The sequence below is a fragment of the Actinomadura rudentiformis genome (assembly GCF_008923185.1).
GTDB classification, from domain to species: Bacteria; Actinomycetota; Actinomycetes; order Streptosporangiales; family Streptosporangiaceae; genus Spirillospora; species Spirillospora rudentiformis.
In genome coordinates this window covers 1-25,656 of the sequence record NZ_WBMT01000008.1, presented here as the reverse complement: position 1 = coordinate 25,656, position 25,656 = coordinate 1, and the positions used below count along the sequence as shown (strand labels likewise).

20 protein-coding genes and 1 tRNA gene are annotated in these 25,656 nt (G+C 66.0%); 15 read left to right on the top strand and 6 right to left on the bottom strand.

What is annotated here, in order from left to right:
• Positions 1-62: 62 nt before the first annotated feature.
• Positions 63-392, top strand: a complete 330-nt coding sequence (locus tag F8566_RS17735; RefSeq protein ID WP_151561371.1) for a PspC domain-containing protein — start codon at positions 63-65, stop codon at positions 390-392.
• Positions 393-471: 79 nt separating this feature from the next.
• On the opposite strand, the gene F8566_RS17730 is transcribed toward F8566_RS17735, so the two are convergent.
• The gene (locus tag F8566_RS17730; RefSeq protein WP_151561370.1) at positions 472-780 is read right to left on the bottom strand and encodes a hypothetical protein; all 309 of its coding nucleotides are present in this window, start codon (positions 778-780) and stop codon (positions 472-474) included.
• Between the two features lie 591 nt (positions 781-1,371).
• Here F8566_RS17730 and F8566_RS51270 point away from each other — a divergent pair.
• The gene (locus F8566_RS51270; RefSeq protein ID WP_225993284.1) at positions 1,372-1,599 is read left to right on the top strand and encodes a hypothetical protein; all 228 of its coding nucleotides are present in this window, start codon (positions 1,372-1,374) and stop codon (positions 1,597-1,599) included.
• A 265-nt stretch (positions 1,600-1,864) separates the two neighbouring features.
• Here F8566_RS51270 and F8566_RS52970 read toward each other — a convergent pair whose 3' ends face one another.
• On the bottom strand, positions 1,865-1,996 hold the full coding sequence (locus F8566_RS52970; protein ID WP_404800317.1) for a helix-turn-helix domain-containing protein: 132 nt from the start codon (positions 1,994-1,996) through the stop codon (positions 1,865-1,867).
• Positions 1,997-2,147: 151 nt separating this feature from the next.
• Here F8566_RS52970 and F8566_RS17720 point away from each other — a divergent pair, with 151 nt between their 5' ends.
• On the top strand, positions 2,148-2,768 hold the full coding sequence (locus F8566_RS17720) for a dihydrofolate reductase family protein (RefSeq protein ID WP_151561369.1): 621 nt from the start codon (positions 2,148-2,150) through the stop codon (positions 2,766-2,768).
• 119 nt (positions 2,769-2,887) lie between these two features.
• On the opposite strand, the gene F8566_RS17715 is transcribed toward F8566_RS17720, so the two are convergent.
• Together F8566_RS17715 and F8566_RS17710 are read right to left on the bottom strand one after the other, a co-directional pair.
• Positions 2,888-4,324, bottom strand: a complete 1,437-nt coding sequence (locus F8566_RS17715) for an MFS transporter (protein ID WP_151561368.1) — start codon at positions 4,322-4,324, stop codon at positions 2,888-2,890.
• A gap of 132 nt (positions 4,325-4,456) precedes the next feature.
• Positions 4,457-4,798, bottom strand: coding sequence for a metallopeptidase family protein (locus F8566_RS17710; RefSeq protein ID WP_151561367.1), 342 nt, complete (start codon positions 4,796-4,798; stop codon positions 4,457-4,459).
• Positions 4,799-4,829: 31 nt separating this feature from the next.
• Between F8566_RS17710 and F8566_RS17705 the strand changes: the two genes are divergently transcribed.
• The 8 genes from F8566_RS17705 to F8566_RS17665 all read left to right on the top strand — a co-directional run bounded on the left by F8566_RS17705 (position 4,830) and on the right by F8566_RS17665 (position 17,067).
• Complete coding sequence (locus tag F8566_RS17705) at positions 4,830-6,401, top strand: metallophosphoesterase family protein (protein WP_225993282.1); 1,572 nt, start codon at positions 4,830-4,832, stop codon at positions 6,399-6,401.
• Between the two features lie 83 nt (positions 6,402-6,484).
• A tRNA-Glu gene (locus F8566_RS17700) sits at positions 6,485-6,557 on the top strand.
• A gap of 1,290 nt (positions 6,558-7,847) precedes the next feature.
• Positions 7,848-8,522, top strand: coding sequence for a hypothetical protein (locus tag F8566_RS17695; protein ID WP_151561366.1), 675 nt, complete (start codon positions 7,848-7,850; stop codon positions 8,520-8,522).
• Positions 8,523-9,261: 739 nt separating this feature from the next.
• Positions 9,262-10,062, top strand: coding sequence for an SAM-dependent methyltransferase (locus F8566_RS17685; RefSeq protein WP_151561765.1), 801 nt, complete (start codon positions 9,262-9,264; stop codon positions 10,060-10,062).
• 468 nt (positions 10,063-10,530) lie between these two features.
• Positions 10,531-11,265: a hypothetical protein gene (locus tag F8566_RS17680; RefSeq protein ID WP_151561365.1), complete on the top strand. Its 735-nt coding sequence runs from the start codon at positions 10,531-10,533 to the stop codon at positions 11,263-11,265.
• A gap of 139 nt (positions 11,266-11,404) precedes the next feature.
• Entirely contained in the window at positions 11,405-11,950 is a 546-nt protein-coding gene (locus F8566_RS17675; protein ID WP_151561364.1) for a hypothetical protein, read from the top strand.
• Between the two features lie 503 nt (positions 11,951-12,453).
• Positions 12,454-15,720: a DUF4132 domain-containing protein gene (locus F8566_RS17670; RefSeq protein ID WP_151561363.1), complete on the top strand. Its 3,267-nt coding sequence runs from the start codon at positions 12,454-12,456 to the stop codon at positions 15,718-15,720.
• Between the two features lie 294 nt (positions 15,721-16,014).
• Entirely contained in the window at positions 16,015-17,067 is a 1,053-nt protein-coding gene (locus F8566_RS17665) for a carbonic anhydrase family protein (protein ID WP_151561362.1), read from the top strand.
• Between the two features lie 668 nt (positions 17,068-17,735).
• On the opposite strand, the gene F8566_RS17660 is transcribed toward F8566_RS17665, so the two are convergent.
• The gene (locus tag F8566_RS17660) at positions 17,736-18,455 is read right to left on the bottom strand and encodes a DsbA family oxidoreductase (protein ID WP_225993281.1); all 720 of its coding nucleotides are present in this window, start codon (positions 18,453-18,455) and stop codon (positions 17,736-17,738) included.
• Positions 18,456-18,802: 347 nt separating this feature from the next.
• Between F8566_RS17660 and F8566_RS17655 the strand changes: the two genes are divergently transcribed.
• A complete protein-coding gene (locus F8566_RS17655) occupies positions 18,803-19,162 on the top strand; it encodes a helix-turn-helix domain-containing protein (protein WP_151561361.1) in 360 nt (119 codons plus the stop codon).
• 186 nt (positions 19,163-19,348) lie between these two features.
• On the opposite strand, the gene F8566_RS17650 is transcribed toward F8566_RS17655, so the two are convergent.
• Positions 19,349-20,008 carry an O-methyltransferase gene (locus F8566_RS17650; RefSeq protein WP_151561360.1) on the bottom strand — a complete coding sequence of 220 codons (660 nt, stop codon included), beginning with the start codon at positions 20,006-20,008 and terminating at the stop codon, positions 19,349-19,351.
• A gap of 309 nt (positions 20,009-20,317) precedes the next feature.
• On the opposite strand from F8566_RS17650, the gene F8566_RS17645 reads away from it, so the two are divergent.
• Genes F8566_RS17645 through F8566_RS17635 form a run of 3 tightly spaced genes read left to right on the top strand, consistent with a single transcriptional unit; the run spans position 20,318 to position 25,573 of the window.
• Positions 20,318-23,404: a DUF3427 domain-containing protein gene (locus F8566_RS17645; RefSeq protein ID WP_151561359.1), complete on the top strand. Its 3,087-nt coding sequence runs from the start codon at positions 20,318-20,320 to the stop codon at positions 23,402-23,404.
• A gap of 42 nt (positions 23,405-23,446) precedes the next feature.
• Entirely contained in the window at positions 23,447-23,899 is a 453-nt protein-coding gene (locus F8566_RS51260) for an effector-associated constant component EACC1 (protein ID WP_318836420.1), read from the top strand.
• A gap of 45 nt (positions 23,900-23,944) precedes the next feature.
• Positions 23,945-25,573 (top strand): caspase, EACC1-associated type, encoded by a 1,629-nt coding sequence (locus tag F8566_RS17635; RefSeq protein WP_449692028.1) that lies wholly within the window; start codon positions 23,945-23,947, stop codon positions 25,571-25,573.
• Positions 25,574-25,656 lie beyond the last annotated feature (83 nt).

The window sequence follows — 25,656 nt, the reverse complement described above, 5'->3', positions numbered from 1 at the left end:
TCAGGGTCGAATCAGGGCGAATCCCGATGTGGCAAAGCCCCGTCGTGGGGAAACATCGAAGCATGGACATGGAGAAGAGCACCTACTCGAAGCAGCTACGCCGCACCGGTGAGGGCCGGATGATCGCCGGAGTCTGCTCCGGCGCCGCCAGGTACCTGGGCGTGGACGCCAACATCATCCGCCTTGGCCTGGCCGCCTTCAGCATCTTCGGCGGCGCGGGCATCCTGATCTACGCGGTCGCCTGGGTCCTGATCCCCGAGGAGGGCGCCCCCTCCTCGATCGCCGAGGACCTGGTCCAGAAGGGCAAGGAAAACCCCAAGGTCCAGGAGGTCTTCCAGGACGTCACCCAGAAGACCAAGAACGCGATGAACAAAACCCGCACCCCGAAGTAACCGAACCACGGGCCCACGCCACCTGATCGAGCAGCGAGGGCCCGTAAAAGACAGCAGGCATCCTAGGCATCCCAGCCGGTCAGTGCCGCAGCCGCAACGAAGCGGCCGCGCCCCACCGCTCGATGGCGCCGTCGAGCCAAGCGGTTTCCCAGGGCGTGACGTCTTTGGGCCTGCTCGGGTGCTTGCACCGGCTGTTCACAACGATCAGGCCGTCGCCGAACGTGTCGACCTTGGGCCACCGGTAGTCGAGGTTCCTGAGCTCGATCTCCTGATGATCGCGTTCTTCAACGATGACGACGATCGCATCGAACGGCAGGCGCGCCTTCGCCGTCCGGTGTCGCCTGGCCAGGCCGAATCCGTATTCCGGCGATGCGAGCAGGGCGATCATCCTGCCATCCGCGTCGATGGTCGTTGTCACGACGTCGAGGTGGTCGTAACGCTCGGGGAGCGTCGTCCATCGACGGACCTGTGTCTCGCCCGAGATCGGCTCCGGCGCTGGTCTCATCGGCTCCATAGCAGGCGGTGCCACCAGGGCATGTCCGGGGCGGCGAAGGGATCGTTCAGGGCTCTGGACCGGACGAGATCGTCCACCGGGCCGAGCTTCGCTTGCAGGTGACGGCGGGCTGCCGGTGACATGGCGCGCAGGGCTTGTTCGAGGGTGTCCCGCGCGTCGAACGGGCCGCAACAAGGACAGCAGGGGATCTGCGAGAACGCGGGCCAAGGCGATTGGTGGGCAAGGGACACCCATGTCCTGTACGCGGAGGAGACCGCCCCGGGCCAAAGGCGAGTGCGTTCCAAACGAACGATCTCGTGGACCACCTTGAGCGGTACGCCGTCGATGACGGGGGTCTTCTCACGGCGCCGGCGGTGAGGCGTTGCCCTGAGGGCGGAGGGGCGCCTACGCGGCATTGCCCTTTCGGTTGATCAGCATGAGCCGATCTTGCGGTTGCCGGGGCAATGTTGTCAACAGAGCGCCCTCATGCTCTGGCAGGCGACCGCACTCAACGACGCCGATGTGAACGAGGCGGAATCCCTCGTCGTCGGCGTGGCGGAAGACGAGTGCGCCGTCGATTTCGCCGCAGGCCGGTGCGCGGTGATGTTCGTACGCCACTGGTGCATCGCGCGGGCTCGCTCGCGCACTGTGGGGGCACGCGTGCCAGAGGCCGCCTTCTTGTCCTCGGGCTTGGCGGCCATGATCCTGATCTAGTTCCCAGCGGGGTCGATGACCGTGAAGCCGGAGTGGGCCTCGGCGTTCGGGCGCCACGACCGGGTGCTGGTCGATCAGGCTCAGCTGGAGTCCCGGGTACGCGTCGGCCAAGGCGGCAGCCACCTTCGGCACGATCGTGCTCAGCACGAACGCGTGTGGCGGCGCCGTGGATGCGAGCCGACCTGTGCCGCGAGCTCGTTGGCCGCCGCGTCGACTGTCCGAGGATCTTCGGCGGTCCGCCCGGCCAGCAGTCACCCTTCCGGCGTCAGCCGGATTCCACGGCCGACGACGCCGGTGGCTGGCTCCAGGCGGACAGGTGGTGGCTCGCCCACGGTTGGGAGCAGTGCAGCTCTCGTTCCGCTTGAGCCACAGACCCGTGACGAGCCACCGCAAACAGGACCCGAGATGGAGGTGAAAGGATAAATCAAAAATCTGAATGTGATGTACGCCAAATCGGCATTAGACGTCATACTGTCTATGGCCCATGCTGATAGCTAACGGCAAGTTCACCGCGAAGGCGACGGCAGAGCGCCACGAGGGACAGAGCAATGACCACACGTATGGGCAAGGTGACCTGCGACATCACGATCTCGGCCGACGGGTACTCGGCCGGGCACAACCAGACCGAGGAGCGCCCGTTCGGCGACGACGGCGGCGACGGCTGGGGCGACAACCTGCATGCTTGGTTCGTCGAAACCCCCGAGGAGAACCGGGCCGAGATCGACCAGATGACGGCCGCCAAGGCATTCATCATGGGCCGCAACATGTTCGGCCCAGTGCGTGGCGAGTGGGATCGGCAGTGGAACGGCTGGTGGGGCGACAATCCGCCGTATCACGCCCCGGTCTTCGTGCTCACCCACTACCCGCGTGACCCGCAGCCGATGGAGGGCGGCACCACGTACCACTTCGTCACCGACGGAATTGAGTCTGCGCTGGCACAGGCTCGCGATGCGGCCGGGGACGGCGATGTCGCGATCCAAGGCGGTGCGACCACCATCAACCAGTACCTCGCCGCCGGCCTGATCGACGAACTGCGGCTGCACATCGTGCCGCTCACGCTCGGCGCCGGAACGCGGCTGTTCGACGGCGTTCCGCCATTGAAACTGGAGCAGGTGAAGTCGCGCCCAGCGAGCTTGGTCACGCATGTGACCTACCGCGTGCTGTCCTGAGCAGGTGGGTGATTTACACGCCTCCCCAACGGACAAACGTCGGTCGACCGTGCCGCCTGCGGGACCAGCCGGAACGGTGGGCGCGGCCATGGGCGGTTGTTGGAGTGAGTAAGCGGCGGTCAGGGGGCGGGGGCCGGGGGGCGGACGCCGGTGGGGTGGCCGTTCGTTCCGTTCCGGGAATGGCCGTTGAGGTGTGACCGGCCCGGCTCCTCGGTCGGCTCGCGGGGGGCGACGACGAGGTCGGGCGAGGCGCCGTCGGCGATGGCGAGAGCCTCGGGCTCGGAGTCGGGCCCGGGGGCGCGCATGTTGGGCCGGTCGTGCATGCTGGCGATCACGCCGCCGCGCACCTTGTTCCAGATCAGGGTCAGCATGGCGGCGGCCGACAGGCCGATGACGCCGGCCAGGGCGACCACGGCCTCGACGCCGAGCAGTTGCACGGCCGCGCCGGCGATCAGGATGCCCAGGCCCTGCCCGGCGAGGATCCCGGACTGCGCGAGGCCGAACGCCTGGCCACGACCGGAGGGCGGCACCGCGGCCACGAACGCCGCGTTCGCCGCGAGCTGGTAGGCACTGCCGACGCCCGACATCGCCCAAAGGATCATCACCGCCCACAGTGGCGGGTGCGTCGCGGCGCCGATGAGCGGCGCGCAGGCGAGCATCGACATCCAGCCCATGACGCGAATCCGGTTGGTGGGCCGGACGAAGCGGCTGAACAGAAACGCGCCGATCACCATGCCGGTCGGCATGGCCGACATCAGCAGCCCCACGGTCACCGCACCGCCGCCGAAGGTGGCCGCATAGGGCGCGGCCAACCCCTCAGGAATCACGTAGAAGCCGCACAGCCAGGCGAACGAGACCAGCGAGCGCAACGTCGGGTCGCCGAAGACCAGCCGGGCTCCATCCCGCGTCCCGCGCCAGAGGCCCAGCGCGTCCTGCTCCCGTTCCTTGGTCGCGGGACGCCGCCGCAGCCCCGCCACCAGCACCAACGCGGACGCGCCGAAGGTCAACGAGTTGATCGCCAGCGCCTCGTAGGTTCCGACGACGGCCACGATCGCGCCACCGGCCAGGAATCCGAACATCTGCGTCGCCTGGTGCGTGATGTTGTTGATCGCCGTACCCGCCACGTACTTGTCGCCGTCCAGTACGTCCGGCAACAGCGCCGCACGCGCCGCCGTGAACGGCGCACCAAGCAGCACGGTCAGGAAGACCGCCGCGCACAACCCCCAGAACGGCATCGCCTGGAGGGCCATGAGACCCATCAGCCCCATGCGCAGGACGTCACAGACCACCATGACGCTACGTCGCGGAAAGAGATCCGCCAGCCCGGACAGCACAGGCCCACCCACGATCGGCGGTATGTAGGTCAGCGCGTACGTCAGCGCCGTGAGCATCGCCGAGTCGGTCGCCCGGTAGACCAGGACCGCCAAGGCGACCTGGGCCAGCTGGTCCCCCACGTACGAGAGAGCCTGGGCAAGCCACAGGGCACGGAACTCACCTACCGCGAAGACCTCGCGGTAGGTGGCCTGTGACTCCGGGGGACGCCGATGCCGGCCCATCTGCCTCGCGCTCCGTTCGTCCACCCGCCTCCGGGTGGTCCCCCTATTAACTCACGCTGCGTGGCAGTTATGTAACCTACCGTGCCCAATTGATGAAACCCTTTGCCCCCGCAGGCACACCTAACCCTTGAGTCAGTAACCGTGCTTGTGAAGCCAGTCGTCGTCGATCCCGAAATGGTGGGCGATCTCATGGACGACTGTGATCCTCACCTCATCCACCACATCCGCCTCCGTCTCGCAGATTGCGAGGATCTCGTGGCGGTAGATCGAAATGTGATCGGGCAGCACACCTCCGTACCAGTCGCCGCGCTCGGTCAGGGGTACGCCCTGGTAAAGACCGAGCAGACCGGGCTCGGGGGACTCGTCCTCAACGACGATGACGATGTTCCGCATCTGCCGGGCCAGCTCGGGCGGGACGGTGTCGAGGGCCTCACCGACCAGGTCCTCAAAGCGCTCACGCGACATTTCGATCACGAAATCATTCTGCTCGACGGAAGGAGGCACCGTGACCCGCATCCGGGCCACGTTCCGCCGCCTGCTGGCGGTCCCCGCCAAGATCGGCTCCAAGCTCAACGGCCCCAAGGCCCGCCGCACAACCCAGATCCTCCTGGTCACCGCCGTAGGCCTCCTTGGAGGTCTTCTAGGCCTGACCCTGGGTGGCCACGTAGTCACCCCTGTCGGCCCGACCGACGTCTCCCTGGCCCTACGACCGTCCTGGACCGGCGGCACCACGATCCGGTTTCCGCCCCTAGGGGCTCTTCAACTCGACACTCACTGGGGCCCAATCGCCCTGGAGGCCAGCGTCACAGACCTCCGCCCGGAGGAAGCCCGCAAGCTGATCGAGTCCAACAACGAAATAGACCAACTCACTGACCAAGTAGGCACAGAACTCCGCCACGGCGTAGTAGTGATGCTGCTCCGCGCCCTAGCCCTCACCCTGGCCTTCGCCTTCCTGGCATCCCTGATCGTCTTCCGCTCCCTCCGCAAGGCCCTCGCGTCCCTGGCCGTCACCCTCACAACCCTCGTCGCCCTAACGCTCCTCACCTGGGCCACGTTCAACCCCCAAGCCCTGGCTGAGCCCCGCTACACCGGCCTCCTGGCCAACGCGCCCCAGGTAGTAGGCGACGCCCGCAGCATCGTCGAACGCTTCTCCGCCTATCGCGCCCAACTGGCCCGCCTGGTAGGGAACGTCTCGCGCCTCTATGCGGCCACCTCAACCCTCCCCACGTACGAACCAGATCCCTCCACCATCCGCGTCCTCCACGTCTCCGACATCCACCTCAACCCCGCCGCCTGGTCCGTCATCCGCTCGGTGAGCACCCAGTTCCAGGTCAACCTGATCATCGACAGCGGCGACCTGACCGACCACGGCAGCAAGCCCGAAGACCGCTTCGCCGCCGACATAGCAAGCCTCAAAGTCCCCTACGTCTTCGTACGCGGCAACCACGACTCCAAATCAACCCAGAACGCCGTAGCCGCCCAGCGAAACGCAGTAGTCCTGGATGACAAGCTCCAAGAGGTAGAGGGCCTCCGCATCTACGGCGTGGGCGACCCCCGCTTCACCCCGGACAAGACGACCCGAGACGACAACGTAGGCGCCGACCAGCTCCGGGCCCTCGGCACCACCCAAGCCCAGAAGCTCCGAGCCACCGGCACAACCCCTGACATAGCCGTCATCCACGACCCCACCCAGGCCGAGGGCTTCTCAGGCCTAACTCCCCTAGCCCTCTCTGGCCACGCTCACCAACGCACCACCAAAGTCCTCCCCAGTAACACGCGCCTCTTCATCCAAGGCTCCACAGGCGGCGCCGGCCTCCGCGGCCTAGAACACGAAGAGCCCACCCCCATCGAACTCTCCGTCCTCTACTTCAGCCGCGCCACGCACCGCCTCCAAGGCTGGGACGACCTGCGCCTAGGCGGCCTAGGCCTGACGTCCGCCCAGATAGAACGCCACCTGGAACCCAAGCCAGACCGCCCCCTGACCCCGTCCACCACACCGCCAACCACTCCCCCAAACAGCCCGACCTTCCCGACCCAATGGCCCAGCTCAACACCCCCACGCTCTCCGAACCCCTGACAACCCGATAACCATTTATGCGTCCAGCCTGGTTGTCCCCTATGCTGGGCATGGTCAAGTGGCAGCCTGCCTGCCACACCAGGGCCCCCTTCGTCTAGCGGCCTAGGACGCCGCCCTTTCAAGGCGGTAGCGCCGGTTCGAATCCGGTAGGGGGTACGTCTTCCTCTGAAACGAAAGTTGAGCCCATCTGGGCCTCCTTTCCGGCCGGTCCCGCCTCGCGGGGACCGGCTTTTTGTTTTGCCCACGGCCAGGATGGCCGCGAGCTGCTGGGTTGTCTCGGCCCTGACCGTGGCCTGGATGATCGCCGCGTAGCGGACCCGGCAGTGGCGGATCTGGATCCGGAGGATCCCAAGAAGCTTCCGCAGCAGCGGCTCCGGCAGCTTCGTGACCACGACCGAGAGCTTTGGATTTGGCTCCAGCAGCCGGGGATCGTTCGCCCCAGCTGCCAGATCGACTGCGGTGATCTCGCTCCGAACAGCATTAATATCCCCGCTTAGCCCGGCAAAGAGCTCCTGCGCCTTCCGGCGGAACTCCGGATCGGAGCCGTCGTCCTCCTCCAGTTGAGTGATGCGGCGCACGACGGCCACCGGCAACGGATCAAAGGCGCACGGACGAGGGGGGTCGCGGCATGGTGCAGATCTCGATCGCCGGCCCGGCTGACCGAACGGTGCAACGCGCGCCGCGTGGCATGCCGCGGCATGCCGTCCGCGCCGCGGGCCCGTCAACGCACCGAGTCGCCGTTGCCCGACGACCGCGGGCTCGGCATAGGCATCTGCCGAAACCTTGGCTCGCGGCAAGCGCCGGCCGATGCCGCCGCAGTGCCCAGCCGTCCGACCCCGGCCGGAACTGCGACCCTTCGGACGTGGCATTGGAGCCCCACTTGGTGAGCACGAGGAAGAATTCACGTCCTTCCTCATTCCGGCATTCAGGCTTCCAAACGATCACGCGACTCAGCCGCCAGCCCTCCTGGCAGAACAGCGTCGTAACCGGGTGCGGCATGCCGCACGCATCGCTTCTGCCGTCCTGGATCGCGACCACCGCCGCGCCGCACCACATGGGACCGGCACCAGGTGGCACATGGAGCCAGACCGTGCCGTCGGCGGCGAGGACGCGCCAAAGCTCGGCAAGTACGGGCCACACAACGGCAAGGTCCCGTGAGGCGGCAGCCCAGCGTGCCGGTGGGCGATTGGCAGGCTTGTGACCACGCAATCCATGGAACCCGTCGGCATCTCCTGGAGAACTTCGAGGGCTCCACCGACAGTGAGAAGCGCGAGTGGACCGTTACAGAGAGAAATCTTCATCACCCTCGCCCTTCGTACGGAACGGTAGATTCCAACCAGGTTCACCGGTTCGGCGACACCTGCGCCTGGACCAATGCGCACCCCAGCCAGTCGCGAACCTGGACGGGGAGCTCGAGGCCAGTGCCCCAGGCCCGGGAAGGGGTCCATGGACAGCGATCTGAAGCAGACGATCGGCGAGTTGTACGGGGTCTTCAGCCGCTATCGCGTTCCCAACGTCAAGGACCACTGCACGCACTGCGTCACCGACGAGGAAGCCGCCGCGATCAGGACCACCCGGTTGACCGACCTCACCGGCCAAGACCTGAACCGGTATGCCTGGAAGGCCATGTCCACCTGGGGCGGGATGGAGGAGTTCAAGCATTTCTTGCCCCGCCTGCTCGAACTGGCGGCAGTCGGTGAACTGATTTTCCCGTCCTCACTCATGACCAAGGTGGGCGCGGTCTGGCGCGACTGGCCAGACGAGGAACAGTCCGCGATCCAAGCCTTCGTCGAAGCATGGTGGGCATCCACCGTCCGCGACCATCCAAGCCCGGTCCCCATCCAGGAGATGCTCGAAATCATCGAGTTCATGGGCTTCGGGCTGCGCCCCTCTCTGGAGGTCTGGGCGCGAACGGGAACCTCCGGCGCGGCCCGCCACATCGCCGAACTCATCAACAGAATCCCCAACGTCGATCAGCAGCAAGAGCTCCAGCGCTGGCTCGGAGAACCCGCCGTCGGAACACTCCTGACCGACATTGCAGCAACTGCGGAGCCAGACCTGGCCTCCGAGGTGGCCCAAGCCCTGGAGGGACACCACTTCTGGCGGACCTACCAGCACTGACCGCCTCACCCTGGCGATCCGCGCTGCCGCATCATCCTCGATGGTCACGACCACGGTGCCCCGGTCCGCGTCGCCTGCGGCAGGCAGGGCAGCCTAACCGGGCGTTCAGCCTCGGCCGCTCGTTCCGCCCCGTCCGGTGGGCGTCGGCGCCGTACGGCCGAGGACTCGCTCCCAGCGCCGGATCTCCGACTCGTCCGGACCCAATCCGGTGCGCCGCCGACGGCAAGGTCAGGTCTGGCCGACTGCCGCGTCGGTTCGGGCGGCCCTTCTCGGCATCGCTGCCCCGTGGCGTCGGCAGCAGCACCCCAGACAACGGCTCTCCGAACTTCTTGCCGTTGCCAGTCCCCGCGCGCCGACCGGACGTCCCGGTGTCGCTCGCACGAGGAGTCGGCAGCAATCGCACTACGACGCTCAGCGGCGGAGTCCGCCTCTCCCCACGGCGCCGATGGCGATCCAGCCAGGGCTCCTGGCACTCGGTCTCGCCGGTTGCGGCTGACCCGGTGTGTGGTGGAGGAGGGCTGGTCGCTGCAGCGGACGGCCGAGCGACCGCGCCCGTGCGGCGATCGCTGGCCGCCACGCGGGTGGATCGATCGGCGCATGGACTTCGGAACTGATGACGGACATGGGGACGACCCAAAAGGCGTTCGCCAAAAGCCCTGTGGCGCAGGGTTTTTCGCATTTTGGGCGACTCCGCGAAGCTACGATGCGGAGGAAGATCTCCCTGAGCGTTGAGGTGCACATGGTCGAGTCGTCCCCGCAGATCCCCACTGGCGTCCCCACCGCGGCACGCGTCTATGACGTGATGCTCGGCGGCAAGGACAACTACGCGGTGGACCGGGCCGTTGCCGAGGCCAGCCTCGCGATCATGCCGGAGCTGCGGGACATCGCCCTGCACAACCGCGCGATTCTGCACCGCGTCGTCCGCTACCTCGCCGCGGAGGAGGGGATCACCCAGTTCCTCGACCTGGGATCGGGTTTGCCGACCGTTCGCAACACGCACGAGGTCGCCCAGGAGATCAACCCGCAGGCGCACGTGGTGTACGTCGACATCGACCCGATCGTGCTGGCACACGGCCGGGCGATCCTGGCCGACAACGCCAACACCACTGTGGTGACCGCCGACATCCGCAACCCCGGCGACCTCCTCGGCCGTCCGGAGGTCCGCGCGCTCATCGACTTCGACCAGCCCGTCTGCGTGATGCTCGTCGGCATCCTGCACCACCTCGCCGACGACGAGAAGCCCGGCCAGATCGTCCAGGTACTGCGGGACGCGATGCCCAGTGGCTCCTTCTTCTTCATCACCAACTTCACCCGCCTGGGCGACGCCCCCGAGTCCGTCGCACTGGAGAAGCAGCTCCTGGAGCAGCTCGGCACCGGCCGCGTCCGCACTCCTGCCGAGCTGGCCACCTTCTTCGACGGCCTCGAGATCCTGCCTCCCGGCCTCGTCCCCCTCCCGCTGTGGCGCCCCGAGGAGCCCGTCCTGGACGCCAGCACCATCGACGTCCGCTTCATGACAGGCGGCGTCGGCCGCAAGCCCTGATCCACTCCTTGGTGCCGCCTGCGGACAAGCCCGGGGCAAGCGAGCGGGAGAACGCCAAGGCTCGGCTGCTCTGCGGAGGCGCAGAGCTATGCGGAGGCGCAGAGGCCCTGCGGAGGCGCTCCCCGCAGTCCGCACGACGTCGGCCACGAGGTCGAGCACGACATCGAGCATGAGGTCGGCGGCGCTGAGCCGTAACGGGCTTGTCTCCCGGTGCTACCACTCCAACTGCATCAGCACCGGGAGACCTGTGTGGCTGAGGCCGCCGTTTACGCGCGGATCAATCCAGCATGTCCCTGGGCAGTATTTGGATTTTCTGCTTGCGACTCGAACGCCTGCAGGTCTTTAGGCGCCTCCGGCAGGACTGGGACCCAGTGCGAGGGCATCTCCTCGGTGGCCGCACTGGTCGCTGGTCGCCGACAGCGAGCGGGACCTCGAGAATCCACGCCATTGCCGCATATGGTCAGCGCCATGACCGAGCAGTTCGATCTCGCAGGCGAGCTGACGGCCGCGTGCCGCGACCGCGCGCAGACGTCGCGTTTCCTTCGCAGGTTTGCCGCCGAGTGGTCGACTCCGATCGCCGATGGCGATGGCTGTCGCCAGGACGAACTGTCCACAGCCGAACAACGGCTCGATGTCCAGTTGCCCGAGGCATTGAAGGAAGTCATGACGCTGTTCGGCCGACGCGAAGACCTGACCAGCAACCAGGACTACCTGCTCAAGCCCGACCAACTGCACTACGACGAGACCGGCCGAGCCCTCGTTTGGCGCCACGAAAACCAGGGCGTCGCGCACTGGGGCATCCCAGTCGAACACCTCCGTCTGCCCGATCCACCGGTGATCTTCCAGCTCGACGGCACCTACTATGCGCCCGAGCCATGGCGCCCGTTCCTCGGCCGATTCTCCCTCGCCTCCATCGAGATGGTGCTGTACGAGGCGCTCTTCGCCTCGGACAACGACGACCACGACAACCGGGAAGCCAGCGAGGCCGATCTCGGCATCCTCGAACGCCGCTACTCCCGCCTGCCCATTCCGGACTACCCGATGTGGGCCAATCCCGAAGGACCGCCCATCCGGTGGTTCTACGACCGTGATGTGCTGATCTGCGACCACGGCACCGCATGGCTCTGGGTCCGAACACGAAATCCCGAAGCTCTAGTGGCCGTACGCGCCGTACTACCCGGCGACTGGCATATGGCGTATTGACGGACGTGCCGCTCTCGTAGCCGCGACAGCGACCACCTGTTCGGAAACCAGTTGCCGCTCCTCTGCACCGCCTGCGAGGGTCTCGGAGATTCGAACCACCGTGCGGACGTCCGATGTCACACTCCGCGAAAGGCCCTCGATGACACCTCCGGCGAACGAGTTCGGGCGCCAGTCCTTGCTGAACGCCTATCTGGATGTCCAACGAGACCAACTCGCGCGCAGATTTACTCCTGAGCTTCCCGAGACCGAACACGAGGTTGCCCGCCGCGAGTTCCTCACCGGGCTGGAGCACCTGTTCGGCATCACGCTGAATCCGCCGCAAGGCTCGGGCAGGCAGGTGACGATCGGACAGGAAAGAGACCATCTCGAACGACGAGTGCTGACGCAGTTCTTCCGAAGTACGGCCGACTCGTACCTCTCGATCCGTACTCCCTGGTCCGGTTATCTGGAGGCCGGCCTTCTATTCGAGGTGATGAAGGAGGCAGGTATCTGGGACACCGTTCGTGAGACGAGCGACAGTATCCGCACGTCCAGCGATGAACTGCAAGAGCAACATCGGGCGCTGCTCGACCTTCTCCTCAGCCGCCTTCTTGGTGATCGTGCGGCAAACACCTTCACAGAAGCCGATCTCACCGCAATCGGAGTAACCGTCCCCGTCCCAGAGCTTGAGGACGACTGGGAGTAACTGCGCGCTCTTTCCCGCCGACGGATCCTGCTGTGGCTTTCAATGTCGGCTTTCGTGCCCTGTGGTTCCTGTTCACGGGGCCTGGTCACGCTCCTGACATGGGTGAACTGGGTGAGCCAGGCAGGTGCGGAGTGCCCGGATCGTGGGCCGTGGTTTTCGGTGGCGGTGCCGCACTCGCACTTCTGGTGGCCTGAGGCAAGGAGGAATGACCGATGGATCCATCGGATCAGGAAGCGGTTCGATAAGCGGTCGTCGCTGATCTTCCGGCGGGATTCACGCCACGTTCCTTCGGGAGGGGCGACGAAGACGTCTGGACGGTAGAGGGCACGGTCCGAAGGTCGAGGCGATCGAGGGCGCAGTCCGAGAGATCGGGCTCATCACTTCCGGCAACGGCCCAGCGCGCCTACGAAGGTCCCGTTAAGGGCGGTGACGGTCTCGGGACGGAGGGCGGTGTAGGTCTGGGGCGGGCGGAACGTCACTTCTACCCTCTACGGTGATCGCTCATGATCTCCCCCGCTCCCGACGAGGACGTCCTCGAAATCCCCACCGCCTGGCGGAGCCGCCTGCATCCGCGCCGCGGCGGCACCCCCAGCTCCAAGATCAAGATCGACCGTGCGGCGGCGCCGGCGCTGCGGGCGTTGATCGAGGAGCACGCCGCTTACCTGGAGGAGTCGCTCGCCCATCCGCGCTGTGACAGTGCGATGGCGGCTGCGGCCCGCGCCCACCTCGCCGGAGCGCCCGACCCGCTGGGCGCGGCCGTTGTTACCGGCCTGCTGCTCGCCGGGGGCCCGAAGAACCTGAAGGACCGGTCCTTCCCGATGGCGGACGCGATTCTCGACGAGCACGGCGCCGCGTTCGCCGCCCGCTGGCTGGCCGAGAGCACCGAGATCGACGTGCCGTTCCACGTCGGGCGCGATGATGACGGTGAGGTGAAGGTCGAGCGCTGGGCGATTCCGCACAGGCCGAAGAAGTCGCACTGGGACTGGCGCGAGGAGAGCTGGGCGCGGCGGATCCGCGCGGCGCTCGCAGCCGCGGATGACGCCACCTACGCGGAGGCCGTCGCGGGGCTGGAGGGCTGCCGCCGGTCGCGGGTGCAGCGGCTGATCACGACCTACCTCGTACCGACGCGGCTGGACTGGGTCAGGGAGAGCCGCGCCGAGGCGCCCTCGGACCCGTACGAACGCACGCTGCTGTGGTGCTCCCTCGCCCCCGGCGAGAAGACCGCGTGGACCGACCGCTGGGCGGCGGGCCAGCCGTGGGAGAGCCTCGACCTGGGAACGTTCGCGACCCTGGCCGACGCGTTCGGCGCCGCCATCGCGCCGCTCGCCGCGTCGCAGATGGTCAACAGGAACACCCGCCTGAACAACCAGCAGATGGCCGCGAAGGTGCTGAGCCACCTGCCATCCGACGAGGCCTTCGAGTTCCTGCTCGACCGTGCCGACCTCAAGCATGCGCGGCTCGCGCTGTTGGACGCCGCCCGCCGCTTCCCGAAGAGGGCGCGCCGCCTCCTGGAAGATGCCTCGAACAACCCCTCGCCCGAGATCGCCGCCCAAGCCGCGGAAGTCCTCGCGCTCCTCGGTGAGGACACATCCAGCGAGACATTGAATGAGGTGCCCGGCGCGGAACTTCCCCCGGTGCTGACCGACCCGCCCTGGCTGCGGAAGAAGAAGACAGCCAAGCCAGTCGTCATCGAGGGGCTGACCGCACCCACCGTACGGCAGGTGGTCTGGCTGCCTGGAGAGGAGGAGGAATGGGCGGACCCCATCCCGACCTCCTATGGCACCTATCCGGACGACACAGACTGGGAGAAGGAGGCGGCGAGGGTCCGCTCCCAGCGGTTTCCCATCGTCCAGGTGTCACATCTCCTCCTCCAGGCACCCGTCGACCTGGTCCGGCCGCACATCGATACCTGGGTGAGACTGGGCTACTGGTACGACGATGACGGCCTCTGGCCACGTCGCGTCGTCGCGCGGCACGGCGTGGACGCCTACCCGTTGGCGATCAGCGCCGCGCAGCAGAACCCGGCCTCATGGGGAGGGGTGCTCCTTCCCTTCCTCGACAACCACGTCGCCGAGCTGGTGACCGGCTGGCTGACCCGGACCAAGACCGTCCGCCCGCTCGCCATCGCGTGGCTCGGCCGGCACGGCGCCGAGGCCGCCCGGCTGCTCATCCCGGCCGCGCTTGGCAAGGCCGGGCGGGACCGCAAGGACGCCGAGGCCGCCCTGCGCGTGGTGGCGGGGAACATCGGTGCCGACGCCGTCGTGGCCACCACACGCGAGTACGGCGACGCAGCCGCCACCGCGATCGAGGCGATGCTCAACGTCGACCCCTTGGACGTGATGCCGGGCCGCCCGCCAACGCTCCCGGACTGGGCCGCCCCAAACTCCCTTCCGCCCGTACGGGAGAAGGACGGTCAGCGGACGCTGCCGCGCGAGGCCGTCGGGCACCTCATCACGATGCTGGCGATGTCCAAGCCCGATGAGCCCTACGCGGGCGTCTCCCTCGTCCGAGCCGCGTGCGATCCAGCGTCACTCGCCGAGTTCGGTTGGGAGCTCTTCCAGCGCTGGCAGTTGCACGGCACCCCGTCCAAGGACCGGTGGGCTTTCTCCCAGCTCGGCCTGCTCGGCGACGACGAGACGGTGCGCCGCCTCACACCCGTCATCCGGGCGTGGCCCGGCGAGGGTGGGCACACCAAGGCCGTCGACGGGCTGGACGTGCTCGCCTCCATCGGCACCGAGGCGGCCCTCGCTCAGCTGTACGGCATCTCGGTGAAGATGCCTTTTAAGGCGCTCAAGACCCGCGCGGCCGAGAAGATGCGGGAGGTCGCCGCGGGGCTGGGCCTCACCCCCGAGCGGCTCGCTGACCGGCTCGTCCCGGACTTCGGCTTGGACGCCGACGGCGGCCTCACCCTCGACTACGGCCCGCGCCGCTTCACCGTCACGTTCGACGAGCAGCTCATGCCGTACCTCACCGACGAGGACGGCGTCAGCCGCAAGGACCTGCCCAAGCCCGCCGCTTCAGACGACGCCGAGAAGGCCCACGCCGCCCGCGAGCGGTTCCGCACGCTGAAGAAGGACGTACGCGCCTCTGCCGCCGAGCAGATCCGCCGGCTGGAGGTCGCGATGATCATGCGGCGCCGCTGGACGGTCACCGAGTTCCGCATGTTCTTCGTCGACCAGCCGCTGATCTGGCACATCGCCCGGCGGCTGTTGTGGCAACACGACGGCGGCGCGTTCAGGATCGCCGAGGACCGCACGTTCAGCGACGTACGGGACGAAATCGTGACGCTCCCCACGGACGCCGAAATCGGGATCCCGCACCCCCTCGACCTGCCCGCAGCCGAGCTGGCCGCCTGGTCGAACCTGTTCGCCGACTACGAGATCATCCAGCCGTTCGCCCAGATCGGCCGAGTCGTACACGCCCTCACCAAGGACGAGCATGGCGAGCGGCTGCTGCGGTTCGAGGGCACGACCGTCCCGTTCGGCGCGGTCCTCGGCCTGGAACGGCGCGGCTGGCGGCGCGCCGACGTCGGCGACAACGGAATCATCGACTCGATTTCCCGGGAGCTGCCCGACGGCACCTACGCAACCCTCCACCTGTACCCAGGGCTCGTCACCGGCATGCTGGAGGAGTCGGGCGACCAGGAGATCCGGGCCGTCACCGCCGAAGCCCGCCGCCCCGGCGGCGCGCCCCGGAGGTTCGGCGACCTGGACCCCATCCTGGTCTCCGAGGTCATCGCCGACCTCACCGACCTCACCGCGCCCGAGTAGGCCGGAAACGACCAGGACGTCTCGGCGGTGATGGCGGTCGGCCAAGGCTTGTTACGCCGCCACTAACGCGGCCAACTCAACGAGCAGATGCGCCCAGCATCAGCAGCGGCGCCTCCGGCCGCGTGGCGGCGCCTCCAGTTGCATGGCCCAGCGGCGCCTCCGATTGCGTGGCGCAGCCGCGTCATCTTCTTGTCACTAGTGGGGCCTTTGTGACCTGCACTTCGTGGGCGACCAGCCCCTACGTGGCCAAGGCACCTTGCCCCTTGAGCGCCCGCCAGGTGGATACCTGACCAGATGCCCTGTGCCAGCTCAGGCACAGGGCATCACCGTGATTTTGCCTGGTTGGAGAAGTGTCCAGAGTCACCATGTTCATGCCTTTCATACGCCTTAGACCGGAGGAGGATGAGCGGCACCTGTTCGCCCCCTTTGACGGGAGATCCCGGCATGAGCGAGTTCAATCGGCGTGAGTTGCTACTGAAGGGAATGGGGGCCGCAGCAGCGGCCGCCGCCGCATCGTACGGGCTGCGAGGAGCGGCTGGGACGCTATCGGACAGCGCGCATGCGGCCACGACACCGACGTGGAATCACGACCCTGGCTCGCTGACCGGCCCATCTCGCTGGGCTGGGATCGACCCCGGATTCAGTGCATGCGGGACGGGCGTGCATCAATCGCCGATCAACATCGAGACCGCGCGAGTCAGCGTCTCTCGCGGTCCCGCACTGCAGCTCAAATACGACGAGTCCGAGCTGGCCATCGGGAACACCGGCCACGTGATCGAGGTGAGGATTCCCTCCGGCGTCGAGGACGTACTGCAGATCGGCGGGGACTCCTACCGGCTGACCCAGTACCACTTTCACGCGCCCTCAGAGCACACCATCAACGGACGACACGCGGACGTGGAGGGGCATTTCGTCCACACCAACGCTGCGGGTGCGACGGCCGTCGTCGGAGTGCTCTATCGCATCGGCCCCAGGCCGAACCGGCTACTGGAGACGATCCTCCGCATGGCCCCGGAGACTTCAGGCACGGAGGGACGCCCCATCGGCGAGGCCAACCCAGTGGACCTGTTCAGAGGTCTGGACGGGGCGTACGCCAAGCGCGGGAAGGTCCAGGTCGACACTTTCTATTCCTACGACGGTTCCCTCACTACCCCCAGCTGCACCGAAAACGTCCATTGGTACATGCCCCATGGCAGCGGGCACGTCTCTCGCGCTGCCGTGACACGTTTCCACTCCGTCGTCGCGAAGTTCGCCAACTACGGCGGCTACGCGAACGACAACCGCCCAGTGCAGCCGCTCAACGGACGGGTCGTCCAACTCCGCGTCGGCCCGAAACGCCGTAGCTGAGCGTAGGCCGAGACGCAACACAACATGCGCACATGCCAGGGCAGATCGACCCAAGTTCGCGCCCCCGCGGGCTGACGAGTTCGGTGAACGGACCGCCTCATCGTCACAGTCACGCCACGCGCCAGCTGACCGAGGCCACGTGAAAACAAGGGCCGTCCCCGTACCCGGCAAACATGCGCAACCATCACCTCACCACCATGGCGACGCGCCACGCCCCGCTCGCCCCTGTCGGAGAGCGGCGTCCGGTAATTCACCGGTTTTCGCGTACCCGATCAATCCGGGTGGACCTGGTCACGCATCCTTTTCGTAGCTGAGCCGAGGTGTCGAGGGTCAACGCCGAAGTGCGTTCCGCCGCCGATGCTGTAGATCCCTTCGACCCGCTTCGGACAGAAGCGTTGATGCTCGCCTGAGACCAGGCGTGGAGGAGTTCGCCGAGGTCGGCGCCCACGACCGGCCAGCACCACCTGGTCGGTCGTGGCTAGCGCCTGCGGGCGAGAGTCAGCCCGTCGCCGATCGGCAGGACCACCTGCTCGACCCCGTTCGTCCGCGGCGACGTGATCATTGAACGTGCCGGTCGTCGTCCTGCCAGCCCAAGTCCGCGACCGTACCGCTGGCTCGGGGCCGGCCGCGGACTCGGCGATGGGCCGTGAACTCGGAATCTCTGGCCGTCAGCAGCCCTCCGGGCCGCATGCATCCGCGCCCTCCGCGCCCTCGACCGTGATCAGGGAACGGCGCGGACGCTCCGACCAGGCCTGGTTGAGCGCCTGGGAGAAGACCTCGGTCGGCTGAGCGCCGGAGATCCCGTACTTGCGGTCGAGCACGAAGAACGGCACGCCGCGCGCCCCAAGTTCGGTCGCCTCCCGCTCGTCGGCCCGCACCTCGGCGGCGTAGGACGTCGGGTCGTCGAGCACCTTGCGGACCTCCGCCGGATCGAGCCCGACCTCCGCAGCGGCATCCACAACGAACTCCTGGTCGGCGAAGACCGACCGTTCCTCGGCGAAGTTGGCCTTGTAGAGCCGGTTGAACAGCTCGCGCTGCTTGCCCTGCTCCTTGGCGTAGTGGGTGAGCCGGTGCAGATCAAAGCTGTTGCCGCTGTCCCGACCGCGCGTGCGGTAGCCCAGGCCCAGCTCGCCGGCCATCGCCCCGATCCGGTCCTCGTTGGCCTCGATCTGCTCGACCGTCGCGCCGTACTTCTCGGCGACGGCCTCGACCACCGGCCGGGTGACATCCTTGGGCGCCTCGGGGTTCAGCTCGAACGACCGGTAGACGACCTCCACGTCTTCCCGATGCGGGAACGCCTCAAGCGCCTGCTCCAGCCGCCCTTCGCCCACGTAGCAAAAGGGGCAGTTGATGTCGGTCCACACCTCGACGGTCAGCTTGTCGCTCATTCAGACACCTTTCAAATTTCAACCTTCTCCCGCACAACATCCCAGACTCCAGAACGATTCCACCCCAATCCTTTGCGTTCCTCCTCGAACACGCAGCGTTATACTGGAATATGAACGATCATCATGGCCCGCGCGGTATCCGTGGCCCAAGCCCACCTACGGGCTTCCCCGGTTCCGAGAGCGACCCGCTCGACCAGGGCCTCATCAGCAGCGGCTTCGTCGCAGGAACAAATGAACGAAACCGTCGCCACACCCCCGTGGAACCAGTCACGGGACCCCTCACCCCCCGGCGGCACGCCGCTACGCTCTTGAACGGGGCAATTGACGAATCAGAGGCGAATGACAACGTGACCAGGCGCGAGATCTTCGACCCCGGAGCGGTTCCGGAGGCGTTTTGGCGTCGCCAGGAGGTTCAGCACGCCCTCGCTCACCGCGACGTCGGGCTCGTATTCCGCCTGTTCCTGAACGAATTCGACGACTGCACCCAAACCCAGCTGGCGACGCTCACGGGACACGATCGTTCCGATATCTCCGCCTGGGTGAGCGGCACTCGCCCAGGCCAAGTTTCAGACGTCGAAGTGCTCACCCGCATTGCAGACAGCTTGCAGATCCCGGACCAGGCGCGACTACTGCTTGGCTTGGACTCCGCCGGCCCCGTGGACATCGACGTTGATCTCGCAGGCCCTTGGCACGACCCAACGGAATAGACGACGTCAGCCTCCACCGTCACATCCAGCCTGGAGCACGTCGCGCTCTGCACCAGCCGGCAGCCGCGCCGTCGTAAGCGCGACAAACGCCTCGTTCGGTACCCACCTGTCTCATCATGAGCAAGGGATACAGGTCAGCCACGGCATAGATCGCCGATGGATACCGCCCGCTTGGCCAGCCGTCGTTTAGTGCCTGCGGGCGAGGGTCAGCCCGTCGCCGATCGGCAGGATCACCTGCTCGACCCGATCGTCGGCAGCGACATGATCGTTGAACATGCGGATCGCGCGCACCGCGTCGTCCTGCCGGCCCGGGTCCGCGACCGCGCCCGACCACAACGTGTTGTCGACCAGCAAAACCCCACCGGAACGGATCCTCGGCACGAGTTCCTCCCAGTAGGCCACGTACGACGACTTGTCAGCGTCAATGAACGCCAGGTCAAACACCACATCCGGCGAAAGCTCCCGCAACGTGTCCAGCGCCGGCGCCAACCGCAACTCGATCCGGTCGCCCACTCCGGCCTTGTCCCAGTAGCGCCGCGCAACCGACGTCCACTCCTCACTGACATCGCAGCACAGCAACCGACCATCCGCGCCGAGCCCACGGGCCAGGCAAAGCGACGAGTACCCCGTGAAGGTCCCCACCTCCACCGCACTCCGCGCACCGATCATCCGCGGAAGCAGCGTCATGAACGATCCCTGCTCCGGCGCGATCTGCATGGTCGCCGAACCAGGGAACCGTTCAAGCGTCTCCGCCGCCAACTCCTCCAACACCCCGTCCGGACCAGTGCTATGCGCGACCACGTACTCATGGACTTCAGGGCTCAACTGCCCGCTGCTCAGTGCCATGCACTCAGCCTTCCCAAGATCGACCCCAAGCCAACACCCCGCAATCAGGGATCAAGACCCGGAGCAGCGCAGCAAGTCGTCGCCCATCAAAAGGCTCGCCTGTGGATCGTGCGGCCGTCACCGTTGCGCGGGCCATGCCCCCGCGCCGTTTAACGCGGTCGAGGTGCTCACCGTTGCAGGTACTGAGGCCGACGTGGTTCCGCCTTCCTGGCCGTCGACAGTCGCGAACCTGTTGCAGCCACTACCAGGGATCGCCACGGACGCGAGCAGGACCCGGTGGTGTGGGTGGGTTGGTCATAGAGTGCCGGCATGGACGAGTTGGCTCCTGGGGCTTATGAGTCGTTGGTGACCGCTGCGCTTGAGGAACGGTTGCGGGATATCGAGCCTGATCTCGTTTACCGCGATGGCCTTGCGGCGGTGGATGCCGAGGAGATGCTCGTCCGGCATGTGGCGGTGCTTGTTAAGCGGTCCCTGAAGATCGCAGGCAGCGGTAAGGGTGGGTTGAAAGACCAGGTCAAGGTGGTCAACCAGATTGGGGAGGCCATCGCTGCCGTGGTCCCCGAGTCTGTCGTGGCCGAGGACTTGCTTACGGATGGCGTGCTGCTCGGGATTGCGGCCGGGCGGTTGCCTGATGGGAGTGTCACGTTCCCGGTGCGGCCTGACATCCCCTTGTCTTCGAGCGCGTTGCTGGTGAACGGGCGGGAGCAGCCACAGATCGGTCGTGAGGTGGCAAAGGAGCTGGCCACCGCGGATCGGGTGGACTTGCTGATTGCTTTTGTGAAGTGGCATGGGTTGCGGCTCATCGAGGATGAACTGCGGGCCTTTGTTGAGCGTGGTGGGCAACTTCGGGTGATCACCACCACCTATATGGGTGCGACCGAGGCTCGGGCTGTCGAACGGCTCGTGGAGCTCGGCGCTGAAGTGGCCATCTCGTTTGATACGCGAAGGACGCGGCTTCATGCCAAGGCTTGGCTGTTCCGGCGCGGGTCGGGGTTGGACACCGCATACATCGGGTCGTCCAATCTGTCGCGGGCGGCGCTGTTGGACGGTGTCGAATGGAACGTTCGGCTGGCTCGGGCGGAGCAAGGGCACCTGATTGACACGTTCGCCGCGACGTTTGAGGAGTACTGGAATGAGCCCTCGTTCGAGAGGTACGAGCCGGAACGGGACCGCGAGCGGCTGAACGCGGCGCTGCGTGCGGAGACGGGGTCTGTAGGGCTGCCGCTGCAGATCGCCAACATCGATGTGCAGCCGTACCCGTACCAGCAGGAGATCCTGGAGGAGCTCGACGCTGTACGCGAGGTGCACGGGCACTATCGCAATCTTGTGGTGATGGCGACGGGCACGGGCAAGACAATTGTGGCCGCGCTCGACTATGAGCGACTACGTCGGCAGGGCAAGGTTGACTCACTTCTGTTTGTGGCGCACCGGAAGGAAATCCTTCAGCAGAGCCTGTCTACGTTCAGGACTGTGCTGAAAGACGGGGCTTTTGGCGAGTTGCTCGTTGACGGCAACCGACCAAGTGGCTGGAAGCACGTCTTTGCCTCGATCCAGTCCTTGCAGCGGCTGCCTGAGCTCCGCCCCGACTCGTTCAGCGTGGTCATCGTGGACGAGTTCCACCACGCGGCGGCCGACAGCTATGGCGCGTTGCTCGATCGGGTCACGCCGACGGTGCTGCTCGGACTGACCGCGACGCCTGAGCGGTCCGACGGCGAGGACATCCTGCACTGGTTTGACGGGCGCAAGCCGGATGTCGAGCTGCGGTTGTGGGAGGCACTCGAACGCGGATTGCTGGTGCCGTTCCATTATTTTGGCATCCACGATGACACCGATCTGAGCCGCGTTAAGTGGCGACGTGGGGGTGGGTACGACGTCGCGGAGCTGACCGAGCTCTACACCAACGCGCGCACTCGCGTGGACATGGTTGTGCAGGCGCTGGTCGAGAAGCTTGGAAGTGTTACGGCCATGAAGGCCGTGGGCTTCTGCGTGAGCATTCAGCATGCACAGTTTATGGCGAATCAGTTTGACTACCGCGGTATCCCGGCGCGAGCTGTCACCTCGGCGATGTCCAGCGAGGAACGCGATACAGCATTGAGGGAGCTGCGCGAGGGAACGGTCAAGGCTGTTTTTACGGTGGACTTGTTCAACGAGGGTGTGGACGTCCCCGACATCGACACGGTGATATTTCTGCGGCCAACTGACAGCGCGACGGTCTTCTTGCAGCAGCTTGGGCGGGGCTTGCGGCTCACACCGGACAAGCCCGTCCTGACCGTCCTGGACTTTGTTGGCCACCAGCACAAGGACTTCCGGTTTGACCGGCGGTTCACTGCGCTGACAGGTATCCCACGGGGACGTCTTCCGCGTGAGGTCGAGGCTGGATTCCCGACGCTGCCGGCTGGATGCGCGATTAACCTGGACCGTGAGGTCAGCCAGATCGTGCTGGCGAACATCAAGCACGCGCTTCAGTTCAGTGTGCGGGATGCGGCAGCTGAGCTTCGCGAGCTCGACGATCCGCCGCTCGGCCAGTTCCTCGCTGAGACGGGCCGGGAGCTGGAAGATCTCTATGGGGGTAGCAGAGGCGGGTGGGCTCGACTGCGTCGGGCCGCAGGTTATGACACTCGTCCGGTCGCGGATGATGATCTAGCGCTCGGCAAGGCCATTGGGCGCATGCTGCACATGGACGATCCCGAGCGGCTGGAATTTCTGCGTGAGGTGCTCGCCGCACCATGGCCACCTGCATGGGGATCGCTCGGCCAACGACAGCAGCGATTGCTGGCCATGTTGCATGCGTCGCTGGATGGCAAGCGGCCAATCAGCGAGGTGACGGAAAACCTTCGGCGACTCTGGGGGAACGAGGCGCGTCGCGAGGAGTTGAGTGCCGTCATCGATGTGCTCTGGGACGGCATCCATCGAGTGACGCCGGTGGTCGAAGAGATCGCTCACCTGCCAGTACGACTGCATGCGCGCTACAGCCGGGATGAGTTGCTGGCGGCGTTCGGCATGGACCGTCCTGGCTACTGGGTATCCGGCGTCCGCTGGTTTGAGCAGGAACGTGCCGACGTCTTCATGGTGAATATCAACAAGAGCGAGAAGGACTTCTCCCCCACCACCATGTACGAAGATCGCGCCATTACTCCGACCCTGTTCCAGTGGGAATCGCAGAGCACTACGCCCGTGGCATCCGAAACTGGACAGCGTTACATCCACCACGCTGAACGCGGTTCGACAGTGCATCTGTTCCTCCGCGAGACCCGGGTCGGCTCTCCTCCGTACCTCTACGCCGGGCCGATGACGTACGTGAGCCACGAGCGTGAGCGGCCCATGCGGATTTTGTGGGAGTTGCCCCATCCGCTGCCCGCAGACGTCTTTCACTACGCCAAGGTCAACACCGGCTGAGCACCACTCGATCGCCGGACGGTCGCGTACAGGACAGTCCGTATGGTCGCCTCTCGTACTCCGATCAAGTGTTTCGACGTGTGCCGCCATCGCGGCGATCACTGTGCAAATATCCTAATTCCTAGTGAATTAGGGGGCCTCATGCTGATTCTGCTTCGGGTGGGCGACACGGCGAGCGACCAAGAGCTGCACTCTCTCCACGACTGGCTCCGCGCCCAAGGACAGCTACGCAGCCAAGCCAGAGTCGACCTGCACTCCACACCACCACGCCCAGGCGATATGGGCCCAGTACTGGATGCGGTTCAAGTTGTGCTTGAGGCAGCGGCCGGTGCGGCCCTCGGCAACGTGGTCGAGTCGGTGCTCAGTTGGCGCAAGTCCCGGCCCAGCAGCCCGGACGTGACCATCGAGTACAAGGGCAAGACGATCTCGATCGCCGGTTTGTCAGCGGAGGAGATCGCTGCTCTCCTCAAGGCGTTGGATGACGAGCAGCCGTGAAGCCACCTGCTCCACAGGCCTCCCGTGCCGTTCTGATCGGTACCGATAAATACGGAACTCGAGGATCTACCAGCCGTTGATCGCAACCTCACCGGTCTGCGGGAGCAACTGATCCGTCCGGAGGTCTGGGGGTTGCCGCCCCAGCACTGCACGACGGTCCAAAGCCCGAACTCCCCGGGCGAGATGATCGGTCCCGTCCACGTCAGCGGCGACGAGGCTACCGAGACCCTCTTCGTCTACTACGCAGGTCACGGAACGCGAGACAGCGACGGAGCGCTCGCCCTCGCGCTGCCGAGCACGCCCGCTGACCCCGCGCGCGGCTACTTTCACACGGTCCCTTTTGACCTGCTTCGCAAAGCGATCCTCCGCAGCAGAGCCCGGCACCGAATCGTCATCATCGACTGCTGCTACAGCGGCAGCGCCATCGGCACCATGAGTGCGGGCGATGTGCAGACCCAGACGTACATCGAAGGCACATATGTGCTGACCTCCGCCTCACCGCATCAATTGGCCCGGGCCCCTGAGGGACACGAATTCACAGCGTTCACTAGTGAACTGCTGAAGGTGATGCGGGATGGCATCCCCGAGGGGGAGCGTCTACTCACGCTCGAGGCCATCAAGTCCCACATCACGGCGAACTTGACGGGGCAGGGATTCCCGGAGCCGTGGGCGCAGAATCGCAACGCGGGTGGGACGCTCCCGTTCATCAGAAACGTAGCCTCCGTGCAGGCCAGCGGCCCACCTGGATACGGAGAGATACCTAGCGTCGATGAAGGGACGCTCTTCGCCAGCCGTGCGGACCTGAGGGAAGCCGGTCTTCACCGCCCGCGGCAGGCCGGCATCTGTGGTTCGAAGAGCAACGGAGGAGCCGAGTCGATCGTGCTGTCGGGCGGCTACGAAGACGACGAGGATCACGGCGACGTCATCATTTACACCGGGCACGGCGGGCAGAACGACCATGGCGATCAGATCGCCGACCAGCGCCCAACGGACTCGGGCAATGCCGCACTCATCACGAGCATCACCTCCCGCTATCCGGTACGAGTAATTCGCGGTGCAGGAAGCAAGTCTCCATACGCTCCGCCGGAGGGGTTCAGCTACGACGGGCTCTACACGGTCGAGAACTACTGGACCAAGGTGCGTGCCGACGGCTTCCGGGTACTTCAGTTTCGGCTAGAGAAGTTGCAGGACACCAGGCCTCCAATCGTTCCCACCGGAACGCCCATGGACAGAGCTGGAGTCGACATCTCCCGTTGGGAACCGGTCTCCCTCGAGGCTTACCGGGACCGCAACGTCGCTGCGAAAGTAGCCAAAGCCCATGGCTATGTCTGTCAGATCGGCGAATGCGGAACGGTCATCGAGACTCCGGCCGGCTTCCAGATCACGCCGACCACGCATCTCAAGCCGATCACCATTCCGCATAAGGGGCCGGACATCGAGGCGAACGTGCTGTGCGTCTGCCCGAATCATCGAATACAGCTGGACCTCGGCGTGATCACCATTGAGGACGACCTTCAGGTGATCGACGAGATCCATGGCGTTCCGATCGGCGAGCTGCATGTGAGCCCAGGCCACAAGGTGGGCTTGGAGTTCATTCGCTATCACCGCGAACTCTTCCGCCGACGTCGGGGGGACTGTCTGAAAATCTGTGGGTGGCGTGGTGATCGCTGTTAGTTCAGGGTGATGCGGTCGCCGTAGTGCAGCGAAAGTGCGTTCAACGCGGCCTTCCATCCGCGGGTCGTGCCGGTCACGTTGGT